We start from the raw sequence: 17,236 nt of genomic DNA, 5'->3' as shown, positions 1-17,236 counted from the left end.
CACCTGTTGCACCGCAAGCTCAGGTTTTACGACTGCTTCGCAGCCGGACGCAGCCTTCGGCAGCTGCTACAGAGATCGCACTGGTCGGCAATGCGGGGATTTAGCCTAAAGCCTGCCCCCAACAAGTCGATAACCCGGCATCAATAGCTTCTGGCGATTCTTTACTCGCCCATCACCTTTGTCCAAAGAAGGTTTTTATGTCCTCCACCAAAGCCCGCGCAGATTCACTTTCGCTTCTTCTGTTTACCTTGCGCAGCGGCAAGCTGATGGCGATCAACCTGCTGAAAGTCAGTGAAATCATCCCCTGCCCGCCGCTGACCAAGCTGCCGGAGTCGCATCCCCACGTCAAAGGCATCGCCACCCTGCGCGGCGCCTCGTTGTCGGTGATCGACCTGAGCCGCGCCATTGGCGAGCGACCGCTGGAAGATCCCAACGGTGGCTGCCTGATCGTCACTGACGTCAGCCGCTCCAAGCAGGGCCTGCACGTGCAGGCCGTGAGCAAGATCGTCCACTGCCTGACCACCGACATCCGTCCGCCGCCCTTCGGTTCCGGCGGTGTGCGTTCTTACATCACCGGCGTGACCTCGGTCGACGGCGTGCTGGTGCAAGTGCTGGACATTGAAAAGGTCATCCACGGTATCGCCCCGGCGCAGATCGAAACGGCCCCGACCGAGCTGAGCATGGAAGACGCCGAAGTCTTGGGCAACGCGCGAATCCTGGTGGTCGATGACAGCCAGACTGCGCTGCAGCAATCAGTACACACCCTGCGCAACCTCGGCCTGCAATGCCACACCGCCCGCAGCGCCAAGGAAGCCATCGACTGCCTGCTGGACCTGCAAGGCACCGCCCAGCAGATCAACCTGATCGTCTCGGACATCGAAATGTCGGAGATGGACGGCTATGCCTTCACCCGCACCCTGCGTGAAACACCGGACTTCTCGCACCTCTACGTGCTGCTGCACACCTCGCTCGACAGCGCGATGAACAGCGAAAAGGCACGCCTGGCCGGGGCGAACGGGGTGCTGACCAAGTTCTCCTCGCCGGAACTGACCAAGTGCCTGATCGAAGCCGCCAAGGCTGTCGCCGAACAGGGTTACTGAGTTTGGCCGAGGAATTTTGCTTTCTGATGCGGCGCAACCTCGCTGAAGCCGTGCCCGCCAGCGCCTGGCCCAGCGGCGTTGAACTGTGCCACTACCGCCCGGAACTCGCCGAAGCCGTGCATCAGTTGATGGAGACGGGTTATCGCGAAGGCGGCGGTCGGGTGCCGGCGCTGGAGGTCTGGCAACAGCGTTTTGAAACTGATCCCGAATACGATCCGAGCCTGTGCTTTATCGCGCTGGATGACGAAGGGATCGTTGGCGTTTGCCAGTGCTGGACCAGCGCCTACATCAAGAACCTGGTGGTGCATCCCCGCGCGCAAGGGCTCGGTCTGGGCCGGGCCTTGTTGCTGCATGCTTTCAAAGTGTTTCAGCAGCGCCGCGAGGGGTTTGTCGATTTGAAGGTGCTGGAAGACAACCTTCGGGCCCAGCGGTTGTATGAAAGCGCCGGAATGCGGGTGGTTCGGCGGGAGCCGGTGCCGGTCTGATAAACCGCCTTCGCGGGCAGGCACAAACACAAATCTGTAGGAGCAAGGCTTGCCCGCGAAGAGGCCCGCACAAACACCCCATCACCATCAGGCATACTCCAACCTTGGCCAACACGCACAAGGATGCCCATTGATGAAAACCACCACCCTACTCTTCCTCAGCCTCACCGCCCTCGCCTCCCAGGCTCACGCTTCCAGCCCCGACGCCTGGGCTGCCTATGACAAAGCCGTACTCGCCAGTTGTACCAAGGCCAGCGGCCTGAAGGACGCCAAACCCGTCGGCACCGCCGCGCAATTCGACGACCGCGTCGGCTATACCGCGCTCCTGCTGCAAGGCCAATACCCGCAAAAACACATGAAGGGCCAGCAAGGCACCGAGTTGTGCCTCTACAACAAGAAAAGCAAAACCGCCTACGTGACCGAATGGGACTCCATCCGTCCGGCCGCCCAAAAGCCGTGAATGGCGCATAACTTGCTTCGGGACCTGCCTTGGCGGTGGCTTTCTGTCGCCCTTTCATGCTCTCACCGGCGGCCGTTCGATCAATGAATACGACGTTTTCCTGCGTAGGTTGCGGCAAATGCTGCAACGATCACCACGTTCCCCTGACCCTGGCCGAAGCCCGCATGTGGGCGAACGACGGCGGTCAGGTGATCGTGCTGGTGGAAGGTTTCCTGGGCAATGGCCTGGGCCTGCCGGAGCAGCAACGCGAGCATGCCGAACGCCGGTCGGTAAGGGTTCGAAGCGGCGCCAGCGACGCCTACGTGGCCATCACCTTCGCCGCCTACAACGTCGGCCCCTGTCGGAATCTTGACGAAGACAACCTCTGCCGCATCTACGAACGCCGGCCGCTGGTGTGCCGCATCTATCCGATGGAAATCAATCCGCACATCCCGCTGAACCCGGCAGTGAAAGAGTGCCCGCCCGAGTCGTGGCAACAGGGCCCGGATTTGATAGTGGGTGGGCAATTGGTGGATCAGGAACTGGTGGCGTTGATCCAGCGTTCGCGCCAGGCAGATCGCGACGACGTTCAAACCAAGGATGCGATCTGCGGGTTGCTGGGGATTCGCACCACAGCGCTGAAAGGCGATGGGTTTACCGCCTATCTGCCAGAGATGGGAGCGTTTGCTTCAGTCATTGATCAGGTTGCAACGCGACCGCTGGACGCACCCGACAGTGAATGGCTGTTTCATGTCTCGGGCGAGGACATTGCCGGGCAAGTGCTGGCCGCCGGGGCTGACGTGGCGATTGAAGCACCGCTCAACTATGCGTTTATCTCGCTGCGGGCGGCTTGAGCCCAGGCAACTGATCGTGCCCACGCTCGTGGGAACGATCAATCCAGGCTGCTGCCCCTAGCGAGCGGCGACCGCCAGGCATTCAACTTCAACCCGCGCATCCAGCACCAACGCCTTGGCCGCGAATGTCGTTCGAGCCGGTAAACGATCCGCCGGGAAGTAGCGCTGGTATACCTCGTTCATGGCTTTGAAATCCTTGATGTCGGTAAGGATGACCGTGCATTTGGCCACATGGGCCAGGGACGAGCCGCTGCGTTGCAGTGCGCTGCGCAGGTTCTCCATGGTCTGGGTCATCTGCGGGCCGATGCCGCCCTTCACCAGTTCACCATCCGCCCCGATACCGAGTACACCCGACAGATAAACCGTCTCGCCGACTTGAACGGCATCGGAGAACGGCAGGCCTTCGTCGTTTGGCAAGTAGCTGGGCGAATCCGCCGTTGCCGGTGGCAGGTAGCGTTGGGTAATCGCCTGGTACTGGCCGTTTTGCTTGAGCCGCTCGAGTGCCGCGTTCAGGTTGTCGCGCAACGCGCTGTCGCTTTTGCGCAGGGCCATCGCCACGCCACTGCCCAGCATCGGATCCTTGAGCGCGGCCCCGGCAAAGGCGAAATCGCGACCATGGGGATGGTTCAGCAATGCATGGGTGATTTCGATGGAATCTTGCAGGGTGGCGTCGATTTCCCCGGCCTGCAGGGCGGCAATCAGTTGATCGTTGAATTGGAAGCTGCGCACCGTCACGCCCGCTTCAGCCCAGCGCGCCTTGGCAAACGCTTCGCGGCTGGTGCCCGCCAGGACGCCTACACGTTTGCCCTTGAGCGCTGCCGCCGTGGGTTGCAGGCCTGACCCGTCACGGGCCACCAGTCGACTGCTCAGCGGGTAAAGGTTGTCGGTGAAATCGATCCGCTCACGACGCGCCGGAGTGGCGGTCATCGGCATGATCACGTCGAAACGATTGGCTTCAAGGGCTTCGATGTTGGTGGCGTAGTCCTGGTCGACCCAGACACAGCGGGATTGGAGTTCGGCACACAACGCATTGCCCAACTCGATGTTCAGCCCGACCAACTCGCCGCTGTCGTTACGGCTCTCGAATGGCGGAACCAGAGCTTCGACGCCGAAGCGAATCTGAGGCTCGACCGCAGACGAAACACAACCGCTGGTCAGAATCGCCAGCGACAGGACAGAGAGGATTTTCAGTAGGGGCATTTCGATGGCCTTCGTCGAGAATTCAGGGACCTGAATCTTCGACGAGTGGCCACCGACTTTCCCAGAGGACGAATCGCTCATCCTTGTGGGAACTGTCTCGATGACAGGGAGACTTTTTACCAACCCAAGAAGGGCTGACGGTCAGCGTTTACCCATCGAACGACGAGTACCCGGTGGCGCTGCGCCAGGGGTCTTGGTGTGGCCGTTCTTGGCGCCGTTCTTGTACCACGGCTGGTTGGCGTTCTTGGCCGCGGCCAACTCGCCCGGCTTGAACGGAAACTTGAACGCCGGGATCGCGACTTTGGTTTCGCTGTCTGCGCTGGAGTCGACGCTGTCTGGCAGGTCTGCCGGGTCGTCGCTCAAGGCGTCGGCGACCGGCGGTTGTGTCGGGGAAGTCATGAAAGCTCCGGGTGGTGCACAAAGAGTCGGGCCCGGTGGGTGGACCGCGAAAGGCGCGAGTATACCTGTGTCGGGAGCGGCAAGCTGCAAGCGGCGAGTTTCAAGCGACAAGTAGTCGGTCTGTGGGTTTGGCGGTGACGGGTCTGACGCCTTCGCGGGCAAGCCTCGCTCCTACAGGGAATGCATTCCAAATGTAGGAGCAAGGCTTGCCCGCGATGAACGATAACTCGGTCTATCTGGCGAAATACGCCTGCCAAACTGACAGCCCCGTCAGTTAGCAGTCACCTTCCTGACCGGGTAACAGGACTATAAGAGGAGGTATAAAATCTGACCCTGTTCCCGTCCCTCTAGCCCGGCGCCCCACTCGCATGCGAATTCAGAAAAAAACCGCCTTGATCGCAGCCCCTCTGATTGTCCTGGCAGCGTTGGGCCTGTGGTACGCGACCAAACCGGCCACCGCCAAACTGGCCGCGCCAACTGCGATTCCGGTGCGGGTGGTCGCGGTCGCCGCGAAGGACGTGCCGCGCTATGTCAGCGGCATCGGTTCGGTGCTGTCCCTGCACAGCGTCGTGGTGCGGCCGCAGATCGACGGCATCCTTACCAAGCTGCTGGTCAAGGAAGGGCAACTGGTCAAGACCGGTGACTTGCTCGCAACCATCGACGACCGCTCGATCCGTGCCAGCCTCGACCAGGCCCGCGCCCAATTGGGTGAAAGCCAGGCGCAACTGCAAGTGGCGCTGGTCAACCTCAAGCGCTACAAGCTGCTGAGTGTCGATGACGGCGTGTCCAAGCAGACTTACGACCAGCAACAAGCCCTGGTCAACCAACTCAAAGCCACCGCCCAGGGCAATCAAGCCTCCATCGACGCGGCGCAGGTGCAGCTTTCCTACACGCAGATTCGCTCCCCGGTCACCGGTCGCGTCGGGATTCGTACGGTGGACGAAGGCAACTTCCTGCGCATGACCGACGCCCAAGGGCTGTTCACCGTGACGCAAATCGACCCGATTGCCGTGGAGTTTTCCCTGCCGCAGCAAATGCTGCCGACCCTGCAAGGCCTGATCGGCGACCCGCAACGCGCCCAGGTCAAGGCCTACATTGGCGCCGACACCGATGGCGAAACCGGCAACCTGCTGGGCGAAGGTCACCTGACCCTGATCGACAACCAGATCAACGCCAACACCGGGACCATCCGCGCCAAGGCTGAATTCAACAACCCCGGCCAGAAGCTTTGGCCTGGCCTACTGGTCACGGTGAAAATTCAGACAGCGCTGGATAAAGATGCGCTGGTGGTGCCGCCGACGGTCGTACAACGCGGCCTCGATCAACATTTCGTGTACCGGGTAAAAGGCGACAAGGTTGAGACCGTGCAAGTGCAAATGGTCTACCAAGGCAGCGGCCAGGACATCATCAGCGGCGTCAAACCGGGTGACGTACTGGTCAGCGATGGCCAGTCGCGGCTCAAGCCCGGTTCCACGGTGCAGGTGCTGACCGACCCGCCACAAGTGGTGCAAGCGGAGCCTAAACAATGAGAGGCCCGTCCGCGTGGTGCATCGATCACCCGGTCGCCACCATTCTGTTGACCTTTGCCCTGGTGCTGCTGGGCGTCATCGCCTTCCCGCGCCTGCCCATCGCGCCACTGCCGGAAGCCGAATTCCCGACCATTCAGGTGAACGCGCAACTGCCCGGCGCCAGCCCCGACACCATGGCGTCATCGGTGGCCACACCGCTGGAAGTGCAATTCAGCGCCATCCCCGGCATGACCCAGATGACGTCGAGCAGCGCCCTCGGCTCCAGCCTGCTGACCCTGCAATTCACCCTCGATAAAAGCATCGACACCGCCGCCCAGGAAGTCCAGGCCGCGATCAACACCGCCGCCGGCAAACTGCCCAAGGACATGCCGACCCTGCCGACCTGGAAGAAGGTCAACCCGGCCGACAGCCCGGTGCTGATCCTCAGTGTCAGCTCAACCCAGATGCCGGGCACCGAGCTCAGCGACCTGGTGGAAACCCTGCTCTCGCGTCAGATCAGTCAGATCGACGGTGTAGGCCAAATCAACATCACCGGTCAGCAACGTCCGGCGATCCGCGTCCAGGCCTCGGCGGACAAGCTCGCGGCCATCGGTCTGACCCTGGCGGACATTCGCCTGGCGATCCAGCAGACCAGCCTCAACCTGGCCAAAGGTGCGTTGTATGGGGAATCGAGCATTTCGACCCTGTCCACCAACGACCAATTGTTCCACCCCGACGAATACAGCCAGCTCATCGTTTCCTACAAGGACGGTGCACCGGTTCACCTGAAAGATGTCGCCAAAGTCGTCAACGGTTCGGAAGATGCCTACGTCCAGGCGTGGGCCGGCGATCAACCCGGGGTGAACCTGGTGATTTCGCGGCAACCGGGGGCGAACATCGTCGAGACCGTGGATCGCATTCAAGCCGCTTTGCCGGGCCTGGAAGCGATGTTGCCGGCCTCGGTGCAGGTCAAGGTGTTGATCGACCGCACCCAGACCATTCGCGCCTCGTTGCACGAAGTGGAAATCACCCTGCTGATCGCGATCATGCTGGTGGTGGCGGTGATGGCGCTGTTCTTGCGCCAATGGTCGGCGACCATGATTGTGTCGGCGGTACTCGGTGTGTCGCTGACCGCCAGTTTCGCCCTGATGTACATCATGGGTTTCAGCCTGAACAACCTGACCCTGGTGGCGATCGTGGTGGCCGTGGGGTTTGTGGTGGACGATGCGATTGTGGTGGTGGAGAACATCCACCGGCATCTGGAGGCCGGCGACGGCATGCGCGAGGCGGCGATCAAGGGCTCCGGCGAGATTGGCTTCACCGTGGTTTCGATCAGCTTCTCGCTGGTGGCGGCGTTTATTCCGCTGCTGTTCATGGGCGGCGTGGTCGGGCGGTTGTTTAAGGAATTCGCCCTGACCGCGACTTCGACCATCATGATTTCGGTGGTGGTGTCCCTGACCCTGGCACCAACCCTGGCCGCGCTGTTCATGCGCGCCCCCGTCCATCACGCCCACAGCAAAAAGACCTTCGGCGACCGCTTGCTGGCCGGTTATGAGAAGAACCTGCGCCGCGCCCTCGCCCATCAGAGAACCATGATCGGCGTGTTCTGCCTGTCGTTGTGCCTGGCCATTGCCGGTTACATCTTTATCCCCAAGGGCTTCTTCCCGGTCCAGGACACCGGTTTCGTCCTCGGCACCACCGAAGCGGCTGCCGATATTTCCTACGGCGACATGGTGAAAAAACACCTGGCGATGGCGGAAATCGTCGCCGCGGATCCAGCGGTTCAGGCGTTCTCCCACTCGGTCGGCGTATCCGGCAGCAACCAGACCATCGCCAACGGCCGGTTCTGGATCGCCCTGAAGAAACGCGGCGACCGCGATGTCAGCGCCAGCCAGTTCATCGACCGGATTCGCCCGCAACTGATGAAAGTCCCCGGCATCGTGCTGTACCTGCGCGCCGGCCAGGACATCAACCTCAGCTCCGGCCCGAGCCGCGCCCAGTACCAATACGTACTCAAGAGCAACGACGGCCCGACGCTCAGCACCTGGACCCAGCGCCTGACGGACAAGCTGCGGACAAACCCGGCGTTCCGCGATATTTCCAACGACTTGCAACTGGGCGGCAGCATCACCCACATCAGCATCGACCGCAGTGCGGCCGCGCGTTTCGGCCTGACCGCCAGTGACGTCGACGAAGCGCTGTACGACGCTTTCGGCCAGCGGCAGATCAACGAGTTCCAGACCCAGATCAACCAGTACAACGTAATCCTGGAACTGGACACCAAGCAGCGCGGCAAGGCCGAGAGCCTGAACTATTTCTACCTGCGCTCGCCGTTGAGCGGGGAGATGGTGCCGTTGTCGGCCCTGGCGAAGTTCGATGCGCCGACCATTGGCCCGTTGTCCATCGCCCACGACGGGATGTTCCCGGCGGCCAACCTGTCGTTCAACCTGGCGCCCGGCGTCGCGTTGGGTGATGCGGTGATTCTGCTCAACCAGGCCAAGGCTGAAATCGGCATGCCGGCGGCCATCAGTGGCAACTTCCAGGGCGCGGCCCAGGCGTTCCAGAGTTCGCTGGCCAGCCAACCGTGGCTGATTCTCGCGGCACTGGTGGCGGTGTACATCATTCTCGGCGTGCTCTACGAGAGCTTCGTCCATCCACTGACCATCATCTCGACCCTGCCGTCGGCCGGGCTCGGCGCGGTGATCATGCTGTGGATCTGGGGCCAGGACTTTTCGATCATGGCGCTGATCGGCCTGGTGCTGCTGATCGGCATCGTCAAGAAAAACGGCATCCTGATGATCGACTTCGCCCTCGAAGCCCAGCGCAAGGGTGGCTTGCCGCCGGAAGAGGCGATTTTCCAGGCCTGTATCACTCGATTCCGGCCAATCATCATGACCACCCTCGCCGCCCTGCTCGGCGCGTTGCCGCTGATGCTCGGCTACGGCACCGGCGCCGAACTGCGCCAGCCATTGGGGATTGCCGTAGTCGGCGGGCTGCTGGTGAGCCAGGCGCTGACGCTGTTTACCACTCCGGTCATATACTTGTGGCTTGAGCGGCTTTTCCATCGGCCCAAACCCGCACCGCTACCGGTGCTGGCGACCACAGACTGAGGCGGGGTCATGCGCGTTCTGATTATCGAAGATGAAGAAAAAACCGCGGATTATCTGCACCGCGGCCTGACGGAACAGGGTTACACCGTGGACCTGGCGCGGGACGGCGTCGAAGGCCTGCACCTGGCGCTGGAAAGCGACTACGCGGTGATCATCCTCGACGTCATGTTGCCGGGCCTCGACGGCTTCGGCGTGCTACGGGCCTTGCGCGCGCGCAAACAAACCCCGGTGATCATGCTCACCGCCCGCGAGCGTGTGGAAGACCGGATCAAAGGCCTGCGCGATGGCGCCGACGATTACCTCGGCAAACCGTTTTCCTTCCTTGAACTGGTGGCGCGCCTGCAAGCCCTGACCCGGCGCAGTGGCGGCCATGAACCGGTGCAAGTGAGCATCGCCGACCTGTGGATCGACTTGATCAGCCGCAAGGCTACTCGCGCCGGCGCGCGTCTGGACCTGACGGCCAAGGAGTTCTCGCTGCTCAGCGTGTTGGCGCGTCGGCAAGGTGAAATTCTGTCGAAAACGGCGATTGCCGAGATGGTCTGGGACATCAATTTCGACAGTGACGCCAACGTCGTCGAAGTCGCGATCAAACGCCTGCGGGCCAAGCTCGACGGGCCATTTGACGAGAAACTGCTGCACACCATCCGCGGCATGGGTTATGTGCTGGAGAGCCGTGGTGTCCAGTAACTCGATAGCGCTACGGTTGAGCGGGATGTTCACGCTGGTGGCGCTGCTGGTGTTTCTGCTGATCGGCTGGGCCTTGTACCAGCAGGTCGACAAAGGCCTGGGCCTGTTGCCCGAAGCCGAGCTGGATGCGCGTTACAGCGTGCTCGAATCCACGGTCGGCCGATACGGCACGCCCGAGCATTGGGTGAAGATCAACAACAAGCTCAAGCTGCTCGGCGAAGAAGACAAGCGCATCAGTTTCTGGATCGTCAGCGGCGATTCGCAGTACGAATACGGCAACATTACTCCGCAGATCCGCGCCTTCGCCGAAGGGCCGTTGGGGCGGCGCGACTTGCTGTTGCCGGATCATTCCTCTCCGCTGAAAGTGCTGGTCAGCCAGTTCCCGGCCAAGGACCAGCGCCCGGCGCTGCGCTTCATGATCGGCATCGACACCGAGACGTTTCTGCAGACTCAGCATCATTTGCTGATCGCTCTGATCAGCCTGGCGATCATCGGCGTGCTGCTCGCCTCGGCGCTGGGTTATTGGGTGGCGCGGATTGGCCTAAAACCGTTGATCAAGTTGTCCCAGGAAGCCCAGCGTCTGGCACCGCCGTTGCGTTCCGGCCGTTTGCGCCTGTCGCCGTTGCCACCGGAGCTGGATCAGTTTGTCAGCTCATTCAACTCGACCCTGGAACGGGTCGAACAGGCCTATTCGCGGCTGGAGTCGTTCAACGCCGACGTCGCCCACGAATTACGCTCGCCGCTGACCAATCTGATTGGCCAGACCCAAGTGGCGCTGACCCGCGGGCGTTCGGCCGAACATTACTTCGAAGTGCTGCAATCGAACCTCGAAGAGCTGGAGCGGTTGCGTTCGATCATCAATGACATGCTGTTTCTCGCCAGCGCCGACCAGGGCAGCAAGGCCACCAAACTGACCTCTACCTCACTGGCCGATGAAGTGGCGACGACCCTGGAGTATCTGGATTTCATTCTGGAAGATGCGCAGGTTCAGGTGCAGGTCAGCGGAGATGCGCAGGTGCGGATCGAGATCGCACATCTGCGTCGGGCGTTGATCAACTTGCTGAGCAACGCGGTGCAACATACCGAGCCTGGGCAGGTGATTCAGGTGCGCATTGAGGTCGAGGAGCATCAGGTGAGTATCGGTGTGGCCAATCCGGGGTCGCCGATTGCCAGCGAGCATTTGCCGAGGTTGTTTGAGCGGTTTTATCGGGTGGATGCGTCGCGCAGCAACAGCGGGAACAACCATGGGTTGGGTCTGGCGATTGTGAAGGCGATTGCGCTGATGCACGGCGGGGACGTGTTTGTGCGCAGTGATCATGGGATGAATACCTTCGGCATCCACCTCCCCGTCTGACTGTGGCGAGGGAGCTTGCCCCCGTAGATCGTTCCCACGCTCTGCGTGGGAATGCAGCCCGGGACGCTCCGCGTCCCATTGGAACGCGGAGCGTCCCTTGAGGCATTCCCACGCAGAGCGTGGGAACGATCAACACTCAACTGTTGCTTCCAACGCAACAGTCCTTTCTGAAATCCGCTCTGTTTCCCATCGCCCATGAACCTTAACCTTGGCGCACCAAACAGCACTTGCCAAGCAAGAAGGTTTTAAAGATGTCCAACACTATGGGTATTGCCAGCGCTTTCGTTTTGTCGACTTTGTTCCTGTCCCCGTTCGCCATGGCTGAAGAGTCGCCAGCTTTCGTCGCGCAAAATGCGGCGCGGGCCAAAGCGTTCGAACAATCCCAGGCCGAGTTGACCGCCAAGGCCCACGAGGCTGAGCAAACCCCTCAAGCGTCCACTTCTGCAGCCAAGCCACAGGTTGAGAAAGACAGCTGACCCACCGTATCGCTCTGTTTCCCTCGACACTTTTCATTGGCTCTTTCCTTTGAAAAGTTGTCTTCAAAGCCGCTGCTATCAGCGGCTTTTTTTATTGTGCAGAAAACACGCCTCGCTTCGTCTCCCTAAACAAGAAATAAAAAACGTCGATCCATGAACTGACGTTAATGACCCAAAAGGAGCTGTACCGCACGTGTCTTTTTCTCTAAAGCTCAGCCCGTTGTTCATTGCAATCGCTGCAACGATGGCCACCAACACCCAGGCCGCCGATGACTCCAGCCGCGAAGGTTTTGTCGAAGGGTCGAGCCTCAACCTAAACGCCCGCAACTACTACATGAACCGCAACCGGCATCAGAACACCGATGACAACATCGAGTGGGGCCAGGGTTTCCTCGGTAAATTCGAATCCGGTTTCACCCAGGGCACCGTTGGTTTCGGCCTTGATGCCCACGCCATGCTCGGGTTGAAACTCGACGGCGGTGGCGGCACTGACGGTTCGAGCATCCTGCCCATCAGCGATGGCAACGGCAAAGCACCGGGCTCGTTTTCCACGGCCGGCGGTACGTTGAAAATGCGTGCCTTTGATACCGAATTGAAGGCCGGTGACCTGTTTCTCACCAACCCGGTGATCGCCGGTGGCGACAGCCGCATGCTGCCTCAGACCTTTCGCGGCGTCAGCCTGACTAACCACAGCTTCGACGGTTTTCTCATCGAAGGCGGCCAGGCCAGCTTCACCAAACCTTACAATCAGAGCGGCCACACGCGAATCGGCACCTCTTATGGCAGCCTCACCGATGGCGACGACAGCCAGCACCTGAACTGGGCCGGTGTGGCCTGGAGCGGTTTGCCGGGCCTGACCAGCAGCCTGTACGCGTCTGAGCTCAAGGACATCTGGAACCAGTACTACTACGATCTGGATTACACCTACCAGCTCAATGACCTGGTCAGCCTCAACCCGGGCCTGCACTTCTATCACACACAAGACACCGGTGACGCGCTGCTGGGCAACATCGACAACAACACCTACAGCCTGCATTTCACCGTCGGCGTGGGCAATCACAGCGTCACGGCCGCGTACCAGCGGGTCAACGGCAACACGCCGTTCGACTACATCAGCCAGGGTGACAGCGTCTTTCTGGACAACTCCCAGCAGTACTCGGACTTCAACGGCCCGAACGAGCGCTCGTGGAAACTCAAGTACGCCTACGATTTCGTCGGGCTCGGCCTGCCTGGCCTGACCTCGGCGGTTTCCTATTCACGGGGTGAAACCGACCTGACCAAGGTCGACCCGGACAGCAAGGGCTACGCCTCGTGGTACAGCGCCGACGGCAAACACGCCAAGCACTGGGAACGCGACATTGATCTCAAGTACGTGGTCCAGGAAGGCAAGGCCAAGGACCTTTCGCTGCGCCTGCAATGGGCGACCAACCGTGGCGGCAATGGATATGGCGCGCTGGATCAGGACACCGATGAATACCGCGTGATCGTCGATTATCCGATCAACGTGTTCTAAAGCCTGTAATAAATCAAAAGGCCAGCATGTTTTGCTGGCCTTTTTTTCGCCCCACATTTATACATTCGCCAAGTAACAGCCGAATATCCATGACTGATTGCTGCGATGAGCGCGCGCCCTTCGGGAAACGACGTTTATGGAACTACGCTTATTAAGTCCCTTCAGCAGACATCAGAACCATGACAGCAAGCCCAACCCCCTACATTCCAGGCAGGACCGGACGTCCCGTGCTCCTGCTGATTCTCGGCAGCGGCCTGACTGTCATCGCGATCCTCAGCATCGTTGCCTTTCTGCTGATCCGCGAACACGCCAACGCCCAGCAGGACGCGACACGCGGCGCGACCACCATCGCCCAGTTGATCGACGCCGATGTGTTGCGCACGGTCGAACTCTACGACCTGACCCTGCAAGGGCTGATTGCCGCCTCGCAACGCGATGACTTGAAACAGATGTCAGCCCAGGTCCGCCACCTGGTGCTGTTCGATCGCTCCACCACGGCCCGCTTCAAGGGCGACATTCTGTTGCTGGACAAGCACGGCGAGGTACTGGCCGACTCGTCGCTGATCGAGCCCAAACCAGGCAACTTCGCCGACCGCGACTATTTCCTGGCCCATATCTCCAACAGCGATACCGGAATGTTCATCAGCCGCCCGTTCAAGCCTCGCTGCGATTGCGAAGATGCCGACCAATGGCGGATCAGTTTCAGCCGGCGCATCGCCTCGCCCACCGGGGAGTTCCTTGGAGTGGCCGTGGCGTCGATGCGCCTGGCGTACTTCGATGAGTTGTTCAACAGCCTGAACATCGGCAGTGACAGCACGCTCAACATCATCAACAACGATGGCCTGCTGCTGGCGCAAAAGCCTTACTTGGAAAATGACTCGATCGGCAAAAGCTTTGCCAGCCGGCCAAACGTCGTGCGAATCCTGCGCGAGGGCAGCGGCAGCTTCAGCAGTGTGTCGAGCATCGATCACCAGAAGCGCCTGTACACCTTTTCCAGGGTCGGCAACCTGCCATTGACGGTGATCGTCGCCCTCTCCAGCAACGAGGTGTTCGCCACTTGGGAGCGAACGGCGGTGGTGATCAGCGGCGCCACCGGCGTGCTGTGCATCGGGCTGCTGTGGCTGACCTGGCTGCTGTGTCGCGAATTGCGCCTGCGCCACAACGCCGAGCAGGAACTGTCGCAACTGGCGGCCACCGATGCCTTGACCGGCATGGCCAACCGTCGAACCCTGGATCAGGTCCTGCGCCACGAATGGTTTCGCGCCCAGCGCTCGGGTCAGTCGTTATCGGTATTGATGGTCGATGCCGACCACTTCAAGGCGTTCAATGACCGGCATGGCCATCAGGGCGGCGATGATGCGCTGCGTTCGTTGGCCAAGGTGATCAGCGCCAATGTGCGGCGGCCAGGCGACTTGGTCGCCCGCTATGGGGGTGAGGAGTTTTCGGTGATCCTGCCGGAAACCGACAGCGCGGGGGCGCGTCAGATTGCCGAAGCCATCCGTGTCGCCGTGGAGCAATTGCCGTTGGTGGCGGGGGCTGATTCGCCGATGACGGTCAGTATCGGGATCAGTACCTGGACCAGCGCGAGCGAGACCACCCTGGAACAATTGCTGTTTGCGGCGGACAAGGCGTTGTATCAGGCCAAGGAAGGGGGGCGGAATCGAGTCGTTGCCGCGCAATGATCGTTCCCACGCTCCGCGTGGGAATGCCTCACCGGACGCTCCGCGTTCGGCTCTGGATGGGACGCGGAGCGTCCCGGGCTGCATTCCCACGCAGAGCGTGGGAACGATCGGCATAAAAAAAGGCCACCCGAAGGCAGCCTTTAAAAACTAGAGAGGTTTTTGCTTACACGGCCGCAACAGGACGCATGTAAGAGATCGGTGCGGTGCTGGCGTCTTCGAAAGTCACGACTTCCCAAGCATCTGTCTGCTCAATCAACTTGCGCAGCAGCTGGTTGTTCAATGCATGTCCGGACTTGAAGCCCTTGAACTCACCAATCAGGCTATTGCCCAGCAGGTAGAGGTCACCAATTGCATCGAGGATCTTGTGCTTCACGAATTCGTCTTCATAGCGAAGGCCGTCTTCGTTCAGTACACCATCCGCGTCGACCACAATAGCGTTTTCAACGCTGCCGCCGAGTGCGAGGTTGTGCTTGCGCAGGTACTCGATGTCACTCATGAAACCAAAGGTACGGGCGCGGCTGACTTCTTTTACGAACGAAGTGCTGGAAAAATCCACGCTTGCACTTTGTGTGCGGTTACGGAAAACCGGGTGATCGAAATCGATCTCGAAGCTCACTTTGAAACCTTCGAAAGGGACGAAAGTGGCGCGCTTGTCGCCGTCTTCCACTGTCACTTCCCGCAGGATCCGGATGAACTTCTTGGCCGCGTCCTGTTCTTCCAGGCCGGCCGATTGAATCAGGAATACGAAAGGTCCAGCGCTACCATCCATGATCGGGACTTCGGACGCGGAGAGCTCGACGTAGGCGTTATCGATGCCCAGGCCAGCCATGGCCGAGAGCAAGTGCTCCACCGTATCCACTTTGACGTCACCGTTGACCAGCGTGGTCGACATCGTGGTTTCGCCAACGTTTTCCGCGCGAGCAGGAATCTGCACCACAGGGTCCAGATCGGCACGAACAAACACGATGCCGGTGTCGATAGGTGCAGGCTTGAGGGTCAGGTATACCTTCTCCCCGGAGTGCAGGCCTACACCTGTGGCACGGATAATATTTTTCAGTGTGCGTTGTTTAATCATGGCTTGGGCCGCTTCAGCGCAAATTGCGAACTGGTATCAACAAAGGCTGGCGATGATAGCAGACCAGACCTTTGCTGAACACCAATCACCTTCATCGCCCTGATACATTCCATCAATCAGCCTGACGACGCAGGAATGCCGGGATGTCCAGGTAGTCCAGATCGTCTTGCGGATTCATCTTCGCGGCAGTCGCAGCACCGGCCTGAGCCTGGTTGCGCATGACGGTCGGACGGTCCAGGTCACGGTAGTTCACAGCCGGCGCTTCCTGACGCGAAGGCGCTTGTTGCTGCGGCTGCGAAGCCACGGACGTGTGCATGGTGTTGTCGATGACCTTTACAGGCTTCTCGATTTTCGCGCCCAGACCCGTGGCAACCACGGTCACGTGCAGCTCGTCGCGCATGTCCGGATCGATAACGGTACCGACCTTGACCATTGCGTGCTCGGAAGCGAAGGCTTCGATGATGCTACCCACATCGGAGTACTCACCCAGGGACAGGTCAGGACCGGCGGTGATGTTCACCAGGATGCCGCGTGCACCTTGCAGGTTCACGTCTTCGAGCAACGGGTTGCGAATGGCCGCTTCGGTGGCCTCGCGTGCACGGTTCGGACCGCTGGCGCAGCCAGTGCCCATCATCGCCATGCCCATTTCGCTCATGACAGTCCGTACGTCGGCAAAGTCGACGTTGATCATGCCCGGACGCTTGATGATGTCGGAGATACCGCGAACGGCACCAGCCAATACATCGTCAGCCTTGGCGAAAGCCGACAGCAGGCTTGCGTCTTTACCGAGGATGGTCAGCAGCTTCTCGTTGGGGATAGTGATCAACGAGTCGACGCTTTCAGACAGCAGACGGATACCTTCGTCGGCGATCTGCATACGCTTGCGGCCTTCGAACGGGAACGGACGGGTCACCACCGCAACGGTGAGGATCCCCATTTCCTTGGCCACTTCGGCAATGATCGGCGCAGCACCGGTACCGGTACCGCCGCCCATGCCAGTGGTGATGAACACCATATTGGTGCCCTGCAGGACTTCGGCAATGCGCTCACGGTCTTCGAGAGCGGCCTGACGACCTACTTCAGGGTTGGCGCCGGCGCCCAGACCTTTGGTCACGCCGGTGCCCAGTTGCAGGATGGTCCGCGCGCCGATGGATTTCAGCGCCTGGGCATCAGTGTTGGCGCAGATGAATTCAACGCCTTCAATGTTGCTCTTGACCATGTGGTTGACAGCGTTGCCGCCGCCTCCGCCAACACCGATAACTTTAATAACCGGGCTTGCGGGGATGTTGTCTACGAGTTCGAACATTTTCCCTCTCCTTACATTCTCTAGTTTTTTCGCCTACTGCGTTTGTTG

At 60.4% G+C, this 17,236-nt stretch carries 15 protein-coding genes; 11 read left to right on the top strand and 4 right to left on the bottom strand.

The features are described from left to right. The first annotated feature begins 197 nt into the window (after window positions 1–197). From HKK52_RS26235 to HKK52_RS26220, 4 genes are all read left to right on the top strand, one after another. Window positions 198–1,100: a chemotaxis protein CheV gene (locus HKK52_RS26235; protein WP_169373165.1), complete on the top strand. Its 903-nt coding sequence runs from the start codon at window positions 198–200 to the stop codon at window positions 1,098–1,100. A 26-nt stretch (window positions 1,101–1,126) separates the two neighbouring features. Continuing rightward, entirely contained in the window at window positions 1,127–1,585 is a 459-nt protein-coding gene (locus tag HKK52_RS26230; protein ID WP_169373164.1) for a GNAT family N-acetyltransferase, read from the top strand. A 133-nt stretch (window positions 1,586–1,718) separates the two neighbouring features. Next, window positions 1,719–2,045 carry a hypothetical protein gene (locus HKK52_RS26225; protein WP_169373163.1) on the top strand — a complete coding sequence of 109 codons (327 nt, stop codon included), beginning with the start codon at window positions 1,719–1,721 and terminating at the stop codon, window positions 2,043–2,045. Window positions 2,046–2,128: 83 nt separating this feature from the next. Further along, window positions 2,129–2,878, top strand: a complete 750-nt coding sequence (locus HKK52_RS26220; RefSeq protein ID WP_169373162.1) for a YkgJ family cysteine cluster protein — start codon at window positions 2,129–2,131, stop codon at window positions 2,876–2,878. Window positions 2,879–2,935: 57 nt separating this feature from the next. Here HKK52_RS26220 and HKK52_RS26215 read toward each other — a convergent pair whose 3' ends face one another. Together HKK52_RS26215 and HKK52_RS26210 are read right to left on the bottom strand one after the other, a co-directional pair. After that, window positions 2,936–4,078, bottom strand: a complete 1,143-nt coding sequence (locus tag HKK52_RS26215) for a transporter substrate-binding domain-containing protein (protein ID WP_169373161.1) — start codon at window positions 4,076–4,078, stop codon at window positions 2,936–2,938. A gap of 141 nt (window positions 4,079–4,219) precedes the next feature. Then, a complete protein-coding gene (locus tag HKK52_RS26210) occupies window positions 4,220–4,477 on the bottom strand; it encodes a hypothetical protein (RefSeq protein WP_169373160.1) in 258 nt (85 codons plus the stop codon). Between the two features lie 368 nt (window positions 4,478–4,845). On the opposite strand from HKK52_RS26210, the gene HKK52_RS26205 reads away from it, so the two are divergent. From HKK52_RS26205 to HKK52_RS26175, 7 genes are all read left to right on the top strand, one after another. Beyond that, window positions 4,846–6,006, top strand: coding sequence for an efflux RND transporter periplasmic adaptor subunit (locus HKK52_RS26205; RefSeq protein WP_169373159.1), 1,161 nt, complete (start codon window positions 4,846–4,848; stop codon window positions 6,004–6,006). Further along, window positions 6,003–9,095: a multidrug efflux RND transporter permease subunit gene (locus HKK52_RS26200; RefSeq protein ID WP_169373158.1), complete on the top strand. Its 3,093-nt coding sequence runs from the start codon at window positions 6,003–6,005 to the stop codon at window positions 9,093–9,095. The genes HKK52_RS26205 and HKK52_RS26200 overlap by 4 nt, the downstream gene beginning before the upstream one ends. A gap of 9 nt (window positions 9,096–9,104) precedes the next feature. Further along, on the top strand, window positions 9,105–9,782 hold the full coding sequence (locus HKK52_RS26195; RefSeq protein WP_169373157.1) for a heavy metal response regulator transcription factor: 678 nt from the start codon (window positions 9,105–9,107) through the stop codon (window positions 9,780–9,782). Beyond that, the gene (locus HKK52_RS26190) at window positions 9,772–11,136 is read left to right on the top strand and encodes a heavy metal sensor histidine kinase (RefSeq protein WP_169373156.1); all 1,365 of its coding nucleotides are present in this window, start codon (window positions 9,772–9,774) and stop codon (window positions 11,134–11,136) included. The genes HKK52_RS26195 and HKK52_RS26190 overlap by 11 nt, the downstream gene beginning before the upstream one ends. A 251-nt stretch (window positions 11,137–11,387) precedes the next feature. Continuing rightward, window positions 11,388–11,612: a hypothetical protein gene (locus HKK52_RS26185; protein ID WP_169373155.1), complete on the top strand. Its 225-nt coding sequence runs from the start codon at window positions 11,388–11,390 to the stop codon at window positions 11,610–11,612. A 244-nt stretch (window positions 11,613–11,856) separates the two neighbouring features. Next, window positions 11,857–13,125: an OprD family porin gene (locus tag HKK52_RS26180; RefSeq protein WP_442962296.1), complete on the top strand. Its 1,269-nt coding sequence runs from the start codon at window positions 11,857–11,859 to the stop codon at window positions 13,123–13,125. 179 nt (window positions 13,126–13,304) lie between these two features. Continuing rightward, window positions 13,305–14,807, top strand: coding sequence for a sensor domain-containing diguanylate cyclase (locus HKK52_RS26175; protein ID WP_169373153.1), 1,503 nt, complete (start codon window positions 13,305–13,307; stop codon window positions 14,805–14,807). Between the two features lie 163 nt (window positions 14,808–14,970). Here HKK52_RS26175 and lpxC read toward each other — a convergent pair whose 3' ends face one another. Both lpxC and ftsZ read right to left on the bottom strand, forming a co-directional pair. After that, the gene (gene lpxC / locus HKK52_RS26170) at window positions 14,971–15,882 is read right to left on the bottom strand and encodes a UDP-3-O-acyl-N-acetylglucosamine deacetylase (protein ID WP_054045542.1); all 912 of its coding nucleotides are present in this window, start codon (window positions 15,880–15,882) and stop codon (window positions 14,971–14,973) included. A gap of 112 nt (window positions 15,883–15,994) precedes the next feature. Further along, window positions 15,995–17,188 carry a cell division protein FtsZ gene (gene ftsZ / locus HKK52_RS26165; RefSeq protein WP_033061342.1) on the bottom strand — a complete coding sequence of 398 codons (1,194 nt, stop codon included), beginning with the start codon at window positions 17,186–17,188 and terminating at the stop codon, window positions 15,995–15,997. Window positions 17,189–17,236: the final 48 nt, after the last annotated feature.

Source organism: Pseudomonas sp. ADAK2 (genome assembly GCF_012935755.1).
GTDB lineage: Bacteria > Pseudomonadota > Gammaproteobacteria > Pseudomonadales > Pseudomonadaceae > Aquipseudomonas.
Note: the sequence above shows the minus strand (reverse complement) of the source record. Positions and strands in the feature narration are given on the sequence as shown.